This window comes from Pseudomonas sp. OTU5201 (assembly GCF_038440135.1).
GTDB classification, from domain to species: Bacteria; Pseudomonadota; Gammaproteobacteria; order Pseudomonadales; family Pseudomonadaceae; genus Metapseudomonas; species Metapseudomonas resinovorans.
Map to the genome: position 1 here is coordinate 1 of NZ_JASATC010000071.1, position 18,468 is coordinate 18,468.

An 18,468-nucleotide genomic window follows, 5' to 3' on the forward strand; every position below is an offset into this window, starting at 1 on the left:
TGGCTATGTCTGCATTGCGTGTTGCAGGCAGCTGTATTGCCCGTAGGAGCTGGCTTGCCAGCGAATGGCCCCGTTTCGCTGGCAAGCCAGCTCCTACAAGGCTCTTGGCCGAATGGGAAATTTCTCGCAACAGCTAACGCAGACATAGCGAATTCATTCGCCAAGGGCGGCGCATCTTCCCTTGGCCCCCGTACAGCCAATAGTTCAGCCCTTCACGGCCGACAGCAGCTTCTTCACCAGGCCCACCCCAGCCAGCACCAGGGCGCCTGAGACGATGCCCGCCAGACCATCGACCAGTATCTGCACCAGCCAGGCGAAGCCGCCAGACGCTGCCAGTACCGGTTCCAGCAGGTGATGGGCGGCTGGAATGCCGTGGAGGATGATGCTGCCACCCACCAGGAACATGGCGGCAGTGCCCAGCACCGACAGCCCTTTCATCATCCAGGGGGCGGCAACGAGGATGGCTCGTCCAATGGCCTGGGCCGCGGAGCTGGCCTGACGGACCAGATAGAAGCCCAGGTCGTCCAGCTTCACGATGCCGGCCACCAGGCCATACACACCCACCGTCATGATCGCCGCGATGCCGACCAGCACCGCCACCTGCTTGCCGAAGGTGGCGTCGGCAACGGTGCCCAGGGTGATCACGATGATCTCGGCGGAGAGGATGAAGTCGGTGCGAATCGCCCCCTTGATCTTGTCCTTCTCCATGGCCACCAGGTCCACCGCCGGATTGGCCACGGCTTCGGCCAGCTCTGCATGATGCTGGGCGTCTTCCTCATGGCTGTGCAGCCACTTGTGCGCCAGCTTCTCGAAGCCCTCGAAGCAGAGGAAGGCGCCACCCAGCATCAGCAGCGGGATCACCGCCCAGGGCGCGAAGGCGCTGATCAGCAAGGCCGCCGGCACCAGGATGGCCTTGTTCACCATCGAGCCCTTGGCCACCGCCCAGACCACCGGCAGCTCGCGCTCGGCACTCACGCCGCTGACCTGCTGGGCGTTCAGCGCCAGGTCATCGCCCAGTACGCCGGCGGTCTTCTTCGCCGCGACTTTGGTCATTACCGAGACGTCATCGAGCAGGGTGGCGATGTCGTCGATCAGGGTCAGCAGGCTGGCTCCGGCCATGGTGGGTCCTTGCAGAGGGGAATTCGGGGCACTGAGGCTCAGCGCAGGCGAACTACAGACAAAAACGCCCCGCCGGTCAACCCGGCGGCGCTTTTCTGCCGGAAGGCTCGCGTTCCCCGCTGACCACTTCCATGTCGGTGCGCTTGGCCTTGGGCTTGATCAGACTGAAGTCGATCAGTGCCTTGGGCTGGTAGGGATCGCCGATCAGCAGCGGGCGCGGCTGGAAGGCGGCGTTGACCAGGCTGCGGCTGGGGTCGAAATCGTCGAAGCCGATGCCGGCCAGGTCCGCCCAGGTGTGGATGAAGCTGGAGCTGCTATAGGGCCTGTCGAGGCTGGCGCCCAGCTCCTGCGGGTGCCCGGCGCGCCACTGCGGAGAGCGCCAGAGCATGAAAGGGATGGTGTACATGGGCGCGGTGGGCGCGGCTTCGTTGCGCCCCAGCACCTCGGGCTGCTCCGGGTCGAACACCGCCTCGCCGTGGTCGGAAAGGTAGAGCAGGAAGCCGTTGGCGCGACTGCCGGAGAAGCGCTCGATCAGGCTGGACACCACATGGTCATTGAACAGCACGGCATTGTCGTAGCTGTTGTAGGTGGGCAACTGGTCGTCGGTGACGTTGGCCGGTACGCCCCGGCGGTCGGTGAAGTGCTCGTATGCCGGCGGGTAGCGGTACTGGTAGCTCATGTGGGTGCCCAGCAGGTGCACGACGATGAACTTGCGCGGCGCGGGGTCGGCCAGCACCTTCTCGAACGGCGGCAGCACGTCGTCGTCGTACTGGCGGGCGTTCTGGTTGCGGTTGTTGTTCAGGTAGAACTGCTCGTCCGCCTGCTTGGAGAAGGTGGTGAGCATGGTGTTGCGCTTGGTCAGGGTCTGCTGGTTGGTGATCCAGTAGGTCTTGTAGCCGGCCTGTTTCATCATGTTCAGCAGCGACGGCTTGGTCAGGTAGAGGTCCGGGTTGCGCTCGTCGGCGAAGGTCAGCACCTGCTGCAGGGCTTCGATGGTGTAGGGGCGCGGGGTGATGACGTTGTCGAACACGTCCAACTGGTCGCGGATGCGGTCGAGGTTCGGCGTGGTCGCGCGCGGGTAGCCGTAGAGGCTCATGCGCTGGCGGTTGGTGGACTCGCCTATGACCAGCACCAGGGTGGCGGGCAGCCCGGCATTGGCATCCTTGAGGTTGGCCAGCGGCGCGATCTGCGCATTGCCTTCGAGCAGGTCATGCATGTCCGCCAGTTGCCGGCTGTACTGGCGGTATCCCACCAGCAATTGCCAGGGCACCGCTGGCTCCATGCGCTTCTCGACGCTGTCGCGAGCGGCCTCGAATGTGTCGTTGCCCAGCCCCTGCTTGACCACCGGATAACCCACCAGCGCTGCCAGCAGTGCCAGGCTCACCGCCACCGCCCGGCTGCGGGGCAGATGGACCGGGCGCAGGCGAGTCCAGAGCAGCACGGCGCCGAGGGCGTAGCCGAGGAAGGCCGGCACCATCCACCAGGCGAAGTACTGGCTGAGGTATTCCGAGCCTTCGGCCACGTTCGATTCGAACATGATGAAGATCACGCTCTGGGAGAACTCCTGGCCATAGACCAAGAAGTAGCCGAAGGCCGGCAGCGAAGCCAGCCAGAGCAGCAGGCCGAGGCCGGCGGCGATGCCGCGGGTGCGCTGCGGGAAGAGCAGCACGGGGATCAGCCACAGGCCACTGAGCAGGAAGGCCTGGCGGAAACCGCTGAAGCCGCTGGTGCCCGTGACCTGGATCAGCAGCTGGGTGACGCCCGAGAAATACCAGAAGAACAGGAAGAGCCAGCCCAGGCCGGCCCAGTCGAATCGCCGTTCCCCGGCCTTGTGTACATCGAAATTCATAAATCCGCCCCAAGTCGAGCCTTGACCAGTCGAGTTGGCCGAAAAGCAGGGACTATGACTGCGTAATCGTGAAAAGTTCGTCAAACATCGGCTGAAAGGGCCAGATCAGGTCGCGTCGCCGAGGCAGGGTCGAACGTGGAAACCGGCCGGCGGAAAACCCCGCCGGCCGGCGAGTGGGCTCAGAAGTCCAGGCTCAGCGCCAGGTTGACGCCCTGCTGGGTGTCGTCCTCGCCCTTGCGCCAGTTGTAGCCGCCACGCAGCGCGAGGTCCGGCGCCAGTTGCTGGCTGAAGCCGAGGGTGACCCGGTTCAGGTGATCCTGCGGGGTGAAGCCCTCGAGGGTGAAGCGGTTGCCGGGCAGGCTGTTGAGCGACAGGGTCAGGTCCTGGGTGTCGTCCTCGTACTCGCGCTCGAAGGCGTACTCGGCGAACAGCTGGGTGGCGCTGCCGAATGCGTACTTGCCTTGGAGGCCGGCGCCCAGCCGCTTGGAGTCGCGCTTCTGGTCGTCGTAGTTCAGCGAAGTGGCGCTGGCGCCATCCTCGGCGTAGCCGTCGACCTCTACCCGCGCGTAGTCGGCGCTGACGAAGGGCGACAGGTGCCAGGGGCTGTCGGCCTGCTGGGCGATGTCGTAACCCAGGCGCGCACCGAACGCCCACAGGTGGCCGTCGGTATCGCCCTTCTCGCTGCGCGTACCGCCGCCCAGGGCGAACTTGCGCTTCAGGTCGTCATAGTCGAGGTAGCCGCCGGTCAGCGCGGCATCGGCCCACCAGCGGTTCTGCTGGTACTGCACGAAGGCGGTGGCCAGGTAGCTGTTCAGGTTGTAGTCGGAATCCTCGGCACCCGCCTCCAGCTCCTGCTGGTAGAAGCCGGCCGCGATGCCGGCACGCCAGGCATCGTCGATCCGGTAGCTGCCGCCTAGGGTGAGGTTGTAGCCATAGCCATCGCCGCTGGCCGCACTGTCCTGGGAGTCGAAGTCCAGGTGCTGGCCACCGCCCGCGACGAAGCTGCGCCACTGGCCGACGTTCTGCCAGCTCTCCCAGTCCGCTTGCCACTGGTTGCGCAGTTCATCCTGGTAGGCACGCAGGGTGCCGTGGGCCATTTCCGGCAGCAGGGTCACTTCCCAGGGCGCCGCCAGCAGCGAATAGGCGTAGTCGGCGATCAGCAGCTGGCCGGCGATGGTCGGGTGCACGCTATCGTTGAACAGCAACTTGGTTGGATCCGGCGAGGTACCGTTGAGGCCGTAGGTGGGGTTGCCGACGCAACCGTCGCCGCTGAAGCAGGTGCCGATCAGATCCTGGTCGGTGGCCAAGCCAAAAGCACCGGGGTTGGCCAGGCCCTCCTTGAGCAGCAGGGGAATGTTCAGCGGGATGATGTTGGCGTTCACCTGGCCCAGTTGCGCGGCCAGTTCGGTGTTGAAGGTGGTGCTGAGCTGAGTCGCGAAGGACTGGATCGGGCTGCCGTACGTCGCCGGAGTCAGCCCCAGATCGGGCAACAGCCAGACCATGATGTAGCGGGCGCCAGCCTGCTGCAGGGCCTCCACGCTGTCGACCAGGCGCCCCGCGGCCTGGCGGGCCTGGAGATCATTGAGGATGCGCCCCTGGAGGAAGTCGTTGCCGCCACCGGTGAGGTAGTAGAGGGCATTCGGATCAGCGCTCAGCCCCTGGCTCGCACGGTCCACCAGGTAGCCATCACGGCTGCGCAGTACGGTGCCGTTGCGCTCGACCACCGAGCCGCCCGACGCGGTGATCGAGTCGAATATCTGGTCGGTGCGGTAGCCGCCGACCGCCCAGTTGTTGCCATCGGCAATGCCCTGCTGGGCGTTGATCGGCGACGTGGAGGCACCAAGGTCTCCAGGCGCAATGCCGAGACTGCCGCCGAGTAGCATGGGGGCGGTCGCGCCGAAGATCTCGCCGCTGCCGTTCTGGTACGTCGGGCCAACGCGGTTGGTGAATCGTGAGGTGCTGCCGGCAGGGCCACCGGGATCTGGGAACTGCCCGGCGTCGCTGAGACTGTCGCCGAACACCACCAAGGTGGAATAGGGGGAAGGAGCCGCCTGTAATGCAGTGGATAGCGTGGTCAGCAGGCAGGCTGCCACGAGTGGCTTGAGCGCCATTCTGGTCATGCTACTTACTCCGTGATTGTTCTTATTGTCTGGAGGCACGAAAGTACCAAAAAGCCCGAGCACGCCCAAGGCTCATTCCATGGCCCTGCCTCAGCGGATCAGCATAGACCGGAAAAACTCGATGGCCTTCAGATGCCGCATGGCGCAGGGGCCTGCATTGCGCGCATGTTCGCGATGCCTTCACGGGCTACTGTAGGTCGCTGCCAACTATCGACTTGAAGGCGTTGATCGCGGCGCTTTGAGCTTCAGGCCAGCTGTTGTTCGCCGGTGCTGCGGTCGCCGTCATTATCGCGGGTGGCAGAGACGCGCCAGGGCTTGCTGCGCTCCCCATTGAGAGCTACCCGGCTGCCGCCCACCTGCTCACCGGGCAGCAGCTCCAACTGCGCCGGGCGCGAGGGCAGGCGGTTCAACTGGTCGACCAGTTGTTCCAATTCGCGCAGGTTGAGGAGTTGGCCGGTTTCGCCGGGGAAGGCCATGGCCAGTTCGCGTTCGCTGGCGATGCTGGAGCTATCAAGTCCCTCCAGCTTGCCTTCCACCACGATGACGTCGAGCTGGCCATCGGACAGATCCTGTTGCGGCAGGTAGGCGCGGGAGGTAACGAAGCCGCGATCCAGGTAGTAGTCGGTGATGACTTTCAGCAGTTCATTGAGCTGCGCGACGCCGAGGCAACGATCCGCATAGGGCTCCAGCAGTTGCTGTCGAACCTCGGCATTGAGGTGTTCAGCGCCTTCCAGGTCGATGCGACGTATTTCGAAGCAGCGGCCCTCTTCGACTGGAGAGGGCGGGGCGGCTTCCACACCTTTGCCTGGAAGCTGTTGCAGTTCTTCCAGCCGCTTCTGCTGCTCCTGCAGCAGGCGCTCCTGGCGGTCGCGAATCAGGTCGCGATCGCCGGGCGACACATCAGCGCCGGCCAGACCGTGGGCGCCGACCATGAACAGGCTGAGTACTACGACATCCAGTTTCAGGCGACACACGCTGGGCAGTTCCTTGGCAATGGGCCGGGAATGGAAAGGGCGCCATTGAAAACAACTGAGCCAGTGCGGTATGCCAGCGAACCCTGATCAGGTCGCTGGAAATTTCCTGATTGATTGTATGAAGCCCTGAACAGGGCCTCGGCGTATCGCACCCGCACCGCTGACGGGTGCGCACGACGCACTACGGCACGAAGCGAGCACATGAAGGCTGAAACGGGCAGAGCCTTCCGGGCCGACCTTGCCCCAAACGAAAACGCCCCCGCAGGCAGGGCCGGCGGGGGCGTTTTCAGCAGCGGGTCGAGTTAGACCTTGGTGCGCTCGTAGCGCTTGCGGTCGTTCTCGTTCAGCATTTTCTTGCGCAGGCGGATGGACTTCGGTGTCACTTCCACCAGTTCGTCGTCGGCGATGAATTCCAGCGCCTGTTCCAGGGTGAACTTGATCGGCGGAACCAGGGCGATGACTTCGTCCTTGCCGGAAGCACGCATGTTGTCGAGCTTCTTGCCCTTGGTGGGGTTGATCACCAGGTCGTTGTCACGGCTGTTGATGCCGCACAGCTGGCCTTCGTAGATCTCGTCGCCCGGGGCGAGGAACAGCTTGCCGCGGCTCTGCAGGGTTTCCAGCGAGTAGGTCAGTGCGGTGCCGGTGGCCATGGAGACCAGTACGCCGTTCTGACGGTTGCTGACTTCGCCGGCCTTGATCGGGCCGTAGTGGCTGAAGGTCGAGGTCAGGATGCCGGTACCCGAGGTCAGGGTCAGGAAGTTGTTACGGAAGCCGATCAGGCCACGCGCCGGGATGGTGTATTCCAGGCGAACGCGGCCCTTGCCGTCGGGGATCATGTTGGTCAGATCGCCCTTGCGCAGGCCCATCTGCTCCATCACCGAGCCCTGGTGCTGCTCTTCGATGTCGATGGTGACGTTCTCGTAAGGCTCCTGCTTCTCGCCGTCCTTCTCGATGATCACCACTTCCGGGCGGCCGACGGCCATCTCGAAGCCTTCGCGGCGCATGGTTTCGATCAGTACGGAGAGGTGCAGCTCGCCACGGCCGGAGACCTTGAACTTCTCGGCGGATTCGCCGGCTTCAACGCGCAGGGCGACGTTGTGCAGCAGTTCCTTGTCCAGACGGTCCTTGATGTTGCGGCTGGTGACGAACTTGCCTTCCTTACCGGCGAACGGCGAGTCGTTGACCTGGAAGGTCATGCTCACGGTCGGCTGGTCAACGGTCAGCGGCGGACGCGCTTCGACGTTCTGCGGGTCGCACAGGGTGTCGGAGATGAACAGCTCTTCCATGCCGCTGACGCAGACGATGTCGCCGGCTTCGGCTTCAGCCACTTCCACGCGCTGCAGGCCGGAGTGACCCATGATCTTCAGGATACGGCCGTTGCGCTTGGTGCCGTCGTCGCTGATGGCGACTACCTGGGTGTTGGCCTTGACGCGGCCACGAGCGATGCGGCCAATGCCGATTACGCCGAGGAAGCTGTTGTAGTCCAGCTGCGAGATCTGCATCTGGAACGGACCGTCGACGTCTACGTCCGGTACCGGTACGTGGTCGATGATGGCCTGGAACAGGGCATCCATGTTGTCGTCCATCTTCTCGTGGTCCAGACCGGCGATGCCGTTCAGGGCGCTGGCATAGACGATCGGGAAGTCCAGCTGCTCGTCGGTGGCGCCGAGGTTGTCGAACAGGTCGAAGATCTGGTCGATGACCCAGTCAGGACGCGCGCCCGGACGGTCGATCTTGTTCACTACCACGATCGGACGCAGGCCGGCCTTGAAGGCCTTCTGGGTCACGAAGCGGGTCTGCGGCATGGGGCCGTCCTGCGCGTCGACCACCAGCAGTACGGAGTCGACCATGGACATCACGCGCTCAACCTCGCCACCGAAGTCGGCGTGGCCGGGGGTGTCGACGATGTTGATGTTGTAGCCGTTCCACTTGATGGCGGTGTTCTTCGCCAGGATGGTAATGCCGCGCTCTTTTTCCTGGTCGTTGGAGTCCATCACGCGCTCGCTTTCCGCTTCTTTGCGGTCGAGGGTGCCGGACAGCTTCAGGAGCTTGTCCACCAGGGTGGTCTTGCCATGGTCGACGTGGGCGATGATGGCGATGTTGCGGAGTTTTTCGATCACGTTTGTATCTCGATCAGTGGATTCGGTGTGCCGCGAAGTCTAAGCGGCTGATATGAACTAACGGCGTATCAGGCGGCCCGATGGTCGGGAGGGCGATGGCGGATGCTGCCGCCAAACAGCCCGGGCTGTTTAGGCCGGGCGATAAACGCGCACATTGGCGTGTCCCTCGCTGAGCAGGTGATGGGCATGCAGACGACTCATCACACCCTTGTCGCAATACAGGAGGTACTGGCGGTTGGCGTCCAGTTCCTTGAAACGGTTGTTGATCGCATAGAACGGCAGGGGCTGCACTTCGATGCCTGGCAGCTCCAGCGGATCGTCTTCCTGGGCATCAGGGTGGCGGATGTCGAGGACGATCTGCCCTGGCAGGGCCTCGCGCACCTCTTCCACGGCCACGTCCTGGCCCAGTTCGTCGATCACCCGGTCGATGGGCACCAGGCGCGCACGTTCCAGGGCGCGTTCGAGGATGGCCATGTCGAACTGCGCTTCCTCGTGCTCGATGCGGCCGATCTTGGCCTTGGTGGTCGGGTTCACCGAGATCACGCCGCAGTATTCGGGCATGTGCTTGGCGAACTCGGCGGTGCCGATGCGGTTGGCGGTGTCGATGATGTCCTGCTTGTGGCTGGCGATCAGCGGGCGCAGCACCAGCATATCGGTGGCCGAGTCGATAACCGAGAGATTCGGCAGGGTCTGGCTGGACACCTGGGAAATGGCTTCGCCGGTGACCAGCGCGTCCAGGGTCAGCCTGCGCGCCATGTGAGTGGAAGCGCGCAGCATCATGCGCTTGAGCACGACGCCCATCTGGCTGTTGTCGACCTTGCTGAGGATCTCGCCGACCACTTCCTCGAAGGGCACGCTGATGAACAGCACGCGCTGGGAACGGCCGAACTTTTCCCACAGGTAGTGGGCGACTTCCATCACGCCCAGTTCGTGGGCACGGCCGCCGAGGTTGAAGAAGCAGAAGTGGGTCATCAGGCCGCGGCGCATCATCTGGTAGGCGGCGACGGTGGAGTCGAAGCCGCCGGACATCAGTACCAGGGTCTGCTCCAGGGAGCCCAGCGGGTAGCCGCCGATGCCGTCGTGCTGGTGGTGGATGACGAACAGGCGCTGGTCGCGCACTTCCATCCGCACTTCCACTTCCGGGTTCTTCAGGGAGATGCCGGCCGCGTTGCACTCCTGGCGCAGGCGGCTGCCAACGTGGCGCTCCAGCTCCATGGACGTGAACTCATGCTTGCCCGCACGCTTGCAGCGCACGGCAAAGATCTTGCCGGGAATCTGGTCGGCGTAGTGCAGCTTGCACTTCTCCAGTACATCGTCGAAGTCGCCCAGCGGGTACTCGTGCACTTCAAGGAAGTGGGTGATGCCGGGGACGCACGTCAGCCGCTCGATCATTTCGCGCAGGAGCTTCGGCTCGGTCTGGCGAGTCTGGACTTCAAGGTTGTCCCAAACGCCGGTCACCTCGAGCTCCGGGTCCAGGTCTTTCAGGACCGCGCGGATGTTCTTCGAGAGCTGACGGATGAAATGCTTGCGCACCGGCCGGCTCTTGATGGTGATTTCCGGGAAGACTTTGACGATGAGTTTCATGAAAAACAGCGCGAGGGCAGCGGCCGAAAAAGAGGGGCGCGGATTATAGCGGAAATTGTTCAAGCTTTGACCAAAATCATTCAGCAAAGCTCGCTACGCACCAAAATGGATCACGCGCACCACGACAGGCACGAAAACAGTGCGCAAAAGTGTGCACAATCGGAGCAAAGCCCCCGCCAACCGTGAGTTTTGGGGCCCCTGCCCATTCCAGGGCACTGGCACGCAATTTGCTCCCTTGTGAGGCAGGTCGCCCTGGCGGACTATCCCGCTCCGGCTTCACCCCGAATTTTTTGGGAGGCAAGGTTCCTGCCCCCGACCACCTGGAGGACAACATGTCGAAGTCGCTTCAACTGATTAAAGAACACGACGTGAAGTGGATTGATCTGCGCTTCACCGATACCAAAGGCAAGCAGCAGCACGTGACCATGCCGGCCCGTGACGCCGATGACGAATTCTTCGAGCACGGCAAGATGTTCGACGGTTCCTCCATCGAAGGTTGGAAAGGCATCGAAGCCTCCGACATGATCCTGCTGCCGGACGACAGCACCGCCGTGCTCGATCCGTTCACCGAAGAGCCGACCCTGATCCTGGTCTGCGACATCATCGAGCCGAGCACCATGCAAGGCTACGACCGCGACCCGCGTGCAATCGCCCGCCGCGCCGAGGAGTTCCTCAAGAGCACCGGTATCGGTGACACCGTATTCGTAGGTCCGGAGCCGGAGTTCTTCATCTTCGACGAAGTGAAGTTCAAGTCCGACATCTCCGGCTCCATGTTCAAGATCTTCTCCGAGCAGGCTTCCTGGAACACCGACGCTGACATCGAAGGCGGCAACAAAGGCCACCGTCCGGGCGTCAAAGGCGGCTACTTCCCGGTACCGCCGGTCGACCACGACCACGAAATCCGTACCGCCATGTGCAACGCCCTGGAAGAAATGGGCCTGGTCGTGGAAGTTCACCACCACGAAGTGGCAACTGCCGGCCAGAACGAAATCGGCGTGAAGTTCAACACCCTGGTTGCCAAGGCTGACGAAGTTCAGACCCTGAAGTACTGCGTGCACAACGTGGCTGACGCTTACGGCAAGACCGTGACCTTCATGCCGAAGCCGCTGTACGGCGACAATGGTTCGGGCATGCACGTTCACATGTCCATCTCCAAAGATGGCAAGAACACCTTCGCTGGCGAAGGCTATGCCGGCCTGTCCGATACCGCCCTGTACTTCATCGGCGGCATCATCAAGCACGGTAAGGCCCTGAACGGCTTCACCAACCCGTCGACCAACTCCTACAAGCGTCTGGTCCCGGGCTTCGAAGCCCCGGTAATGCTGGCCTACTCCGCCCGCAACCGTTCCGCCTCGATCCGCATCCCGTACGTGAACAGCCCGAAAGCCCGCCGTATCGAAGCGCGCTTCCCGGACCCGGCTGCCAACCCCTACCTGTGCTTCGCAGCTCTGCTGATGGCCGGTCTGGACGGCATCCAGAACAAGATTCACCCCGGCGATGCCGCTGACAAGAACCTGTATGACCTGCCGCCGGAAGAGGCCAAGGAAATCCCGCAGGTTTGCGGCAGCCTGAAAGAGGCGCTGGAAGAGCTGGACAAGGGCCGCGCGTTCCTGACCAAGGGCGGCGTGTTCAGCGACGACTTCATCGATGCCTACATCGAGCTGAAGAGCGAAGAAGAAATCAAGGTGCGCACCTTCGTGCACCCCCTGGAATACGACCTGTACTACAGCGTCTGATCCAGTTGTGACCGCGCAAGCGGCATGATTGAGAGGCCTCCTTCGGGAGGCCTTTTTTATGAAGAATACCCGGAGCGTGACCCTACGGTAGGTTGGCGTAGAGCGCAGCGAAACCCAACGATTGGCGGCGCGACCCGGCATACACGCGACCTGAAAGTCCGCTTTGTTGGGTTTCATACCTCTACCCAACCTAAGCGCGCTCCGCTCAAACCCCTCTTTCCGCCAGGTCGCCCCGCTCTTCCGGCGGTTCGGCGCGCGACTGGCGCATCCGGTTGAGCTGGACCTTCAGGGGCGGCATCGCCAGCCCCAGACCCGCAGCCCCACCTCGATGAAGAACAGCACGAATAGCGCGGTGAAAACCACCGCCGTGGCATTTGCCAGAGTGCTCAGGCAGAGCGCCGAGTGCTCACCGAGACCGTCGATCAGCCGGGAGGCATGAGCCGCCTCGCCAAGAGTGGCCAGGCTGCCGATCAGCCTCAGGGGGCGGAACGCCTGTCGCCGCAGGATATCCAGCGCGCGGATGCGGTGCGGCCCACTGAGCAACGACAGGCAGATGACGAAGAGTCGCATCATACAAAAGCGAGCACTCGCCCCAATCAGACAATAAGTCAGCGGCTAGAGTGACAGCACGCGGCGAGCTCCGTTCGCTCCGGCCAGACCGAGCGAGCAGGTAGCGGCACTTTTCAGAAATGTCCCAACGTGTTGCAGCGCACACCGGTCGTCACGGCGCTGTCGCACAATGCCCGACTTGCCAGCCCGCCGTCTGGGTGCAAGGCTTGGCATGAGCTTCCGGAGACCGCCCCATGCGCCTCATCATTAGTTGTCTGCTGCTGGCCGCCACGCTGCCTGCCGCAGCGCAGATCTACAAGTACACCGACGCAAACGGCAACACGGTGTTTACCAACCAGCCGCCGGATGGTGCCACCAGCGAAAAGGTGGAGTTGCCACCGACTAACGCGATCCAGATACAACCGCCGAGCCAGCCGACCGACGCAGGGGCAAGTGCCGACCGGCAAGCGATCTACCAGGTGGTGGAGCTGACGGATCTCCCTGACGAAGTGGCCCTGCGCGCCAACAATGGCACCTTCAGTGTCGGCGTGCGTCTGGAGCCCAGTCTGCAGCCCGGCCACAGGCTACGTCTGCGCCTGGACGGCCAGCCCTATGGCCAGCCAACCCACGTACCGCGCCTGCAACTGATGAACGTCGACCGCGGCGATCACAGCCTCACGGTGGATGTTCTCTCTGGCACCAATGTGGTGCAGAGTAGCGCTCCCGTCACCTTTACCGTCCAGCGGGTCAACACCAGCAGCCCGGCGCTGCGCCCGCCCGCCCCTACGCCACGGCCCAGCAACTGACCGATGACCCGATTCCTGCTACTCGCCCTCCTGCTCCTTGGCCAGCCCGTGCTGGCCGAGGTCTACACCTACATCGACGATGAAGGTAACCGAGTCTTCACCGACCAGCCCAAGCCGGGCAACGCCAAGCGCCTGGAAATCGCCCCCGCGCCCAACGAAATGAGCGCGCCCACGGATATCCAGCCGCCGCCGCTCTATGCCAAGCCCATTCCCCGCGAACAGGGTTATTTGGTGCTGCGCATTCTGGTACCCGAACCCGATACCACCGTCCGCGATGGCGAAGGCAACCTCATAGTCAGCGCGATGAGTGAGCCCGGCCTGCGCGCCAATCACAGCTACCGCCTGTTGCTGGACGGCAAACCCGTGGGCGAACCGGGCCGCAGCCCGGTATTCCCACTGAAGAACCTGGATCGCGGCACCCACCAGTTGGCGGTGGAAATCGTCGACGAGCAGGGACGCATGGTGGAGCGCACACCCAGCCAACCGGTGCACATCGTGCGCATGTCGCTGTCGCAGAAGCGCCAGGCGCGCCCCTGCGAGAAGGACGACTACGGCGTGCGCCCGGAATGCCCGTTGAAGGACAAACCTGAAGAAGAGGACGACGACATCGCCATCCTGCCCTTCATCTGAAGGGCAACCACCCAGCGATACCCGACAACATTCCCATGGGTATCGCTGCACGTCCCGCACGCAATGACGCCAGCTCGCACCATTTCGGTGCGCCACGCTGCACCGCTTTCTATACTCTCCCCATTTTGGTTCACCTCGAACCGGACGATCTGCTCTGAAAAGCGGCCGCCACCGGCATAAATCCTGTTTCAGCGCGACTTTTCAGGGCTTTGGTTTGCTTCTTGCATTTTCCTGTCATCGCCACGAGCGCCGAAGCCATGACCATCAACGACGCCCTGCACCGACTGCTGCTCGACAACCTGACCACTGCGGTGATTCTGCTCAATGCCGACCTGCGTCTTGAGTACATGAACCCGGCGGCGGAAATGCTCCTGGCCGTCAGTGGCCAACGCAGCCATGGCCAGTTCATCAGCGAACTGTTCACCGAATCGCCCGAAGCCCTGGCCTCGCTGCGCCAGGCGGTGGAACAGGCGCACCCCTTTACCAAACGCGAAGCAATGGTCACCTCGCTGTCGGGCCAGACCCTTACCGTGGATTACGCCGTGACCCCCGTGCTCAATCGCGGCGAAACCTTGCTGCTGCTGGAGGTCCACCCGCGTGACCGCCTGCTGCGCATCACCAAGGAAGAGGCGCAGCTGTCCAAGCAGGAAACCACCAAGCTGCTGGTACGCGGCCTCGCCCACGAAATCAAGAACCCCCTCGGGGGCATCCGTGGCGCCGCCCAACTGCTCTCCCGCGAACTGCCGGAGGAGCACCTGAAGGACTACACCAACGTCATCATCGAAGAAGCCGACCGCCTGCGGAACCTGGTGGACCGCATGCTCGGCTCGAACAAGCTGCCGTCGCTGGCCATGACCAACGTCCACGAAGTGCTGGAGCGCGTCTGCAGCCTGGTGGAAGCGGAAAGCCAGGGCGGCATCAATCTGGTGCGCGACTACGACCCGAGCATTCCTGATGTCTTCATCGACAAGGAGCAGATGATCCAGGCCGTGCTCAACATCGTGCGCAACGCCATGCAGGCCCTCTCCGCGCAGAGCGACCTGCACCTTGGCCGCATCACCCTGCGCACGCGCACCCTGCGCCAGTTCACCATCGGCCATACCCGCCATCGCCTGGTGACCAAGGTGGAAATCATCGACAACGGCCCGGGTATCCCGGCCGAGCTCCAGGAAACCATCTTCTATCCCATGGTCAGCGGCCGCCCGGACGGTACCGGGCTGGGCCTGGCCATTGCCCAGAACATCATCAGTCAGCACCAGGGCCTGATCGAGTGTGAAAGCCATCCCGGCCACACCGTCTTCTCGATCTTCCTGCCGCTGGAACAAGGAGCTTCCTCGTCATGAGCCGTAGTGAAACCGTCTGGATCGTCGACGACGACCGTTCCATCCGCTGGGTCCTGGAAAAGGCACTGCAGCAGGAAGGCATGACCACCCAGAGCTTCGAGAGTGCGGACAGCCTGCTTGGGCGCCTCTCCCGGCAACAGCCAGATGTGATCATCTCCGACATCCGCATGCCCGGCGCCAGTGGCCTGGACCTGCTGGCACGCATTCGCGAACTCCACCCGCGCTTGCCGGTGATCATCATGACCGCTCATTCCGACCTGGACAGTGCGGTGGCGTCCTATCAGGGCGGCGCGTTCGAGTATCTGCCCAAGCCGTTCGACGTGGATGAGGCGGTGTCCCTGGTCAAGCGCGCCTTCCAGCACGCCCAGGAACAGCAGGGCCTGGAAGCTCCGGCGCCCCAGACCCGCACCCCGGAGATCATCGGCGAAGCGCCGGCGATGCAGGAGGTTTTCCGCGCCATCGGCCGCCTCAGCCACTCCAACATCACGGTGCTGATCAACGGCGAATCCGGTACCGGCAAGGAACTGGTGGCCCACGCGCTGCACCGACACAGCCCTCGCGCCGCCTCACCCTTCATTGCCTTGAACATGGCAGCAATCCCCAAGGACCTGATGGAATCCGAGCTGTTCGGCCATGAAAAAGGTGCCTTTACCGGCGCGGCTAACCAGCGTCGCGGACGCTTCGAGCAGGCTGACGGTGGCACCCTTTTCCTCGACGAAATCGGCGACATGCCCGCCGACACCCAGACCCGCCTGCTGCGGGTACTGGCCGACGGCGAGTTCTACCGCGTGGGCGGCCACACTCCGGTGAAGGTGGACGTGCGCATCATCGCCGCGACTCACCAGAACCTGGAAAACCTGGTGCAGGCCGGCAAGTTCCGCGAGGACCTGTTCCACCGCCTCAACGTCATTCGCATCCACATCCCGCGCCTGTCCGACCGCCGCGAGGACATTCCGGCCCTGGCCCGGCACTTCCTCGCCCGCGCAGCCCAGGAGCTGGCGGTAGAGCCCAAGCTGCTGAAGAACGAGACCGAGGACTACCTCAAGCACCTGCCCTGGCCTGGCAACGTGCGCCAGCTGGAAAACACCTGCCGCTGGATCACCGTGATGGCCTCCGGTCGCGAAGTCCACGTCGACGACCTGCCGCCGGAACTGCTCACCCAGCCCCAGGACGCCGCACCGGTAACCAACTGGGAGCAGGCCCTGCGCCAGTGGGCCGACCAGGCCCTGGCCCGCGGCCAGTCCGGCCTGCTCGACTCGGCCGTGCCGGCCTTCGAGCGGATCATGATCGAAACCGCCCTCAAGCACACCGCTGGCCGCCGTCGCGACGCCGCCGTGCTGCTGGGCTGGGGCCGCAACACCCTGACCCGGAAGATCAAGGAGCTGGGCATGAAGGTGGACGGCGGAGACGACGACGACGGCGACGACGCCTGATCCCCCTCCGGCGGGGTGCCTTGCGCCCCGCCTCCTGCCCTCTCGCGTGCGCGGCACAGCACACAACCTCCCTCTCACACCAGCCGTCTGCCGCCATCACGCCCGCGCTCCAATGCCACCCACCCCGTCTGAAATGTCTGGTTTTCCAAGAGGTCGTGGACCGCAGTGAATCAGGGCGGGATGCTGCCCTGACCTGAACCAGAGACAGGGTGAAAACCATGCAGTTACATATGGGTGTTCGAAAGGAGGGAGACGTGCTCAGGCTCAAGGCCTTGGAAGGCTGCAGCGACGCCGAGCTGGGGCAAATGCTGCGAACGAAAGGCATCGAAATCGTGGTGGGGCCGATGGAAGATGGCCGCTCTCGCATCGGCGTCCGTTTACCGAAGGGCCTTTCGCTCAAGGTGGAGCGGTTGCGGCACTGCAAGTCCACCGCAGCCTACCTCGCCCCGGATAACCACTGACCTGGCCCCGGCCCCCGCTTCGGCGGGGTCCCTCCCCTCAGACGATCGCCGTGTATTCAGCCAGGAAAAAGGACCATCCCTGGTGCCTGAATCACCTCCCCGCCTCAAAAAAGTGCTTCACGCCTGGGCACTCCCGACGCCGAAGTACCGCCGCCACCGCCCCTCAACTTCGAACTTCACGTCGCTAGAAGGCAGTAATGACGCGGCCTCCAGACAATCGAACGAACTTCTCACGAAGGTTATCAAGAAACTGGCACGCCCCCTGCAATAGACCAGACAACAGCGGTTTTGGGGCCCCTGGTACAGGCAGGCCAGGGAATCCCCACTCTTATGACAGGCAGGCTGACCTCCAGCCGCCACGGCTCCAGAAGAGCCGAAAGCGTTTCAGCGTCGCCATCGGGCGACCAGGTTTCAGGGGGCCTTGGTACAGGCAGGCCGGGGAATCCCCTCTTTTATTCGACAGGCGTACTGCTAAGTCAGCCGCCCGGGCCCTGCGGGGCCCAGTGCAGGACCACGTCGCACGCCACGGCGGGCGACCACCTTTCAGGGGGCCTTGGTACAGGCAGGCCGGGGAATCCCCTCTTTTATGCAAAGGCGCGCTGGTCTCCCAGCCGCCAAGGGCCCCGCAAGGGCCCGGTACAGGACCGCGTCGCTCGCTAAGGCAGGCGACCACCCTTCAGGGGGCCTTGGTACAGGCAGGCCGAGGATTCCCCCTTTCTTATTCGGCGCGTAGGCTGACTTCCAACCGCCAGCGCCCATCCTCCGCGGCACCCTGCCAATCACCCTGCAAGGGCCGCGCCGCGACGAATCGCACCATCACTCCATGGGGCGATCTCAGCACCTTCCAGCTCACCGGTGCGGTGCCCAGGGTCAGTTGTCCCTTGGCGTTCTTCCCGTCCGCCTCCAGCATCAGCGCATAGGCGCCCTCCAGCGCTTCGGCCCGTACCTCGGGCTCATGGTCGAACCAGAGCGTCAAGCCACCCTCGCGCACCTCGATACGCTGCAGGTGCACGGGTTCCGGCGCCGTCAGGCGGCCAAGCATCATTCCCACCAGCACGCCGATCAGGGCAAGGGCGAACAAAAAGCGCGGCCACAGGCTCGGTCGCGGGTCATCATCGGGAGTAGAATGCCGCCCGTCTTCGGGCTCGGGGCCACCCATGTTTCACGTCATCCTGTTTCAACCGGAAATTCCGCCGAATACCGGCAACATTATCAGGCTGTGCGCCAATTCTGGCTGCCACCTTCATCTGATCGAACCACTCGGCTTCGAACTGGACGACAAGCGTCTGCGCCGTGCCGGCCTTGACTACCACGAGTACGCCACGCTCAAGCGCTACAACGACCTGGAAAGCTGCCTGGAAGCCCTCGGCCACCCCCGGGTATTCGCCTTCACCACCAAGGGCACCAAGCTGTTCCATGAGGTGGCCTTCGAGAAGGGCGACGCCTTCCTCTTCGGTCCGGAAAGCCGTGGCCTGCCCCAGGAAGTCCGCGAAAGCCTGCCCCCGGAGCAGCGCCTGCGCCTGCCGATGCGCCCCAACTGCCGCAGCCTGAATCTGTCGAACACCGTGGCCGTTGCAGTTTACGAGGCCTGGCGGCAGCACGATTTCAGTCTGGAGTGAATGGTACAGAGCGTCTTCGGACGTACGTTCTCTGTAAGGGCGAATTCATTGGCTATGTCTGCATGACGTGTTGTAGGCAGCTGCATTGCCCGTAGGAGCTGGCTTGCCAGCGAATGACGGCATTT

Annotated in this window: 13 protein-coding genes and 2 pseudogenes; 7 read left to right on the plus strand and 8 right to left on the minus strand. The window is 63.5% G+C overall.

What is annotated here, in order from left to right:
- Positions 1-204: 204 nt before the first annotated feature.
- From AAHM40_RS26295 to thiI, 6 genes and pseudogenes are all read right to left on the minus strand, one after another.
- The gene (locus AAHM40_RS26295) at positions 205-1,119 is read right to left on the minus strand and encodes a DUF808 domain-containing protein (protein WP_342247328.1); all 915 of its coding nucleotides are present in this window, start codon (positions 1,117-1,119) and stop codon (positions 205-207) included.
- Between the two features lie 76 nt (positions 1,120-1,195).
- Positions 1,196-2,968: a phosphoethanolamine transferase CptA gene (gene cptA, locus AAHM40_RS26300; RefSeq protein WP_342247329.1), complete on the minus strand. Its 1,773-nt coding sequence runs from the start codon at positions 2,966-2,968 to the stop codon at positions 1,196-1,198.
- Positions 2,969-3,147: 179 nt separating this feature from the next.
- Positions 3,148-5,088 (minus strand): esterase EstP, encoded by a 1,941-nt coding sequence (gene estP, locus AAHM40_RS26305; protein WP_342247330.1) that lies wholly within the window; start codon positions 5,086-5,088, stop codon positions 3,148-3,150.
- Between the two features lie 251 nt (positions 5,089-5,339).
- Positions 5,340-6,020: pseudogene (locus AAHM40_RS26310) on the minus strand (POTRA domain-containing protein); the annotation flags it as partial.
- Positions 6,021-6,364: 344 nt separating this feature from the next.
- Positions 6,365-8,182, minus strand: a complete 1,818-nt coding sequence (typA, locus tag AAHM40_RS26315; RefSeq protein ID WP_342247331.1) for a translational GTPase TypA — start codon at positions 8,180-8,182, stop codon at positions 6,365-6,367.
- Positions 8,183-8,311: 129 nt separating this feature from the next.
- Positions 8,312-9,766 (minus strand): tRNA uracil 4-sulfurtransferase ThiI, encoded by a 1,455-nt coding sequence (gene thiI, locus AAHM40_RS26320; protein WP_342247332.1) that lies wholly within the window; start codon positions 9,764-9,766, stop codon positions 8,312-8,314.
- A gap of 332 nt (positions 9,767-10,098) precedes the next feature.
- Here thiI and glnA point away from each other — a divergent pair, with 332 nt between their 5' ends.
- Positions 10,099-11,502 carry a glutamate--ammonia ligase gene (gene glnA / locus AAHM40_RS26325; protein ID WP_342247333.1) on the plus strand — a complete coding sequence of 468 codons (1,404 nt, stop codon included), beginning with the start codon at positions 10,099-10,101 and terminating at the stop codon, positions 11,500-11,502.
- Positions 11,503-11,832: 330 nt separating this feature from the next.
- On the opposite strand, the pseudogene AAHM40_RS26330 reads toward glnA, so the two are convergent.
- A pseudogene (locus tag AAHM40_RS26330) lies at positions 11,833-12,066 on the minus strand (mechanosensitive ion channel family protein); the annotation flags it as partial.
- Positions 12,067-12,305: 239 nt separating this feature from the next.
- On the opposite strand from AAHM40_RS26330, the gene AAHM40_RS26335 reads away from it, so the two are divergent.
- From AAHM40_RS26335 to AAHM40_RS26355, 5 genes are all read left to right on the plus strand, one after another.
- Positions 12,306-12,857 (plus strand): DUF4124 domain-containing protein, encoded by a 552-nt coding sequence (locus AAHM40_RS26335; protein ID WP_342247334.1) that lies wholly within the window; start codon positions 12,306-12,308, stop codon positions 12,855-12,857.
- Positions 12,858-12,860: 3 nt separating this feature from the next.
- Entirely contained in the window at positions 12,861-13,487 is a 627-nt protein-coding gene (locus AAHM40_RS26340; protein WP_342247335.1) for a DUF4124 domain-containing protein, read from the plus strand.
- Positions 13,488-13,744: 257 nt separating this feature from the next.
- Positions 13,745-14,830 carry a nitrogen regulation protein NR(II) gene (gene glnL, locus AAHM40_RS26345; protein ID WP_342247336.1) on the plus strand — a complete coding sequence of 362 codons (1,086 nt, stop codon included), beginning with the start codon at positions 13,745-13,747 and terminating at the stop codon, positions 14,828-14,830.
- Positions 14,827-16,263, plus strand: a complete 1,437-nt coding sequence (gene ntrC, locus AAHM40_RS26350; RefSeq protein ID WP_342247337.1) for a nitrogen regulation protein NR(I) — start codon at positions 14,827-14,829, stop codon at positions 16,261-16,263. The genes glnL and ntrC overlap by 4 nt, the downstream gene beginning before the upstream one ends.
- Before the next feature lie 254 nt (positions 16,264-16,517).
- Entirely contained in the window at positions 16,518-16,724 is a 207-nt protein-coding gene (locus tag AAHM40_RS26355) for a hypothetical protein (RefSeq protein ID WP_342247338.1), read from the plus strand.
- Between the two features lie 718 nt (positions 16,725-17,442).
- Here AAHM40_RS26355 and AAHM40_RS26360 read toward each other — a convergent pair.
- Positions 17,443-17,883 carry a hypothetical protein gene (locus AAHM40_RS26360; RefSeq protein ID WP_342247339.1) on the minus strand — a complete coding sequence of 147 codons (441 nt, stop codon included), beginning with the start codon at positions 17,881-17,883 and terminating at the stop codon, positions 17,443-17,445.
- Between AAHM40_RS26360 and trmL the strand changes: the two genes are divergently transcribed.
- Positions 17,882-18,343, plus strand: coding sequence for a tRNA (uridine(34)/cytosine(34)/5-carboxymethylaminomethyluridine(34)-2'-O)-methyltransferase TrmL (gene trmL / locus AAHM40_RS26365; RefSeq protein WP_342247340.1), 462 nt, complete (start codon positions 17,882-17,884; stop codon positions 18,341-18,343). The genes AAHM40_RS26360 and trmL overlap by 2 nt on opposite strands.
- Positions 18,344-18,468: the final 125 nt, after the last annotated feature.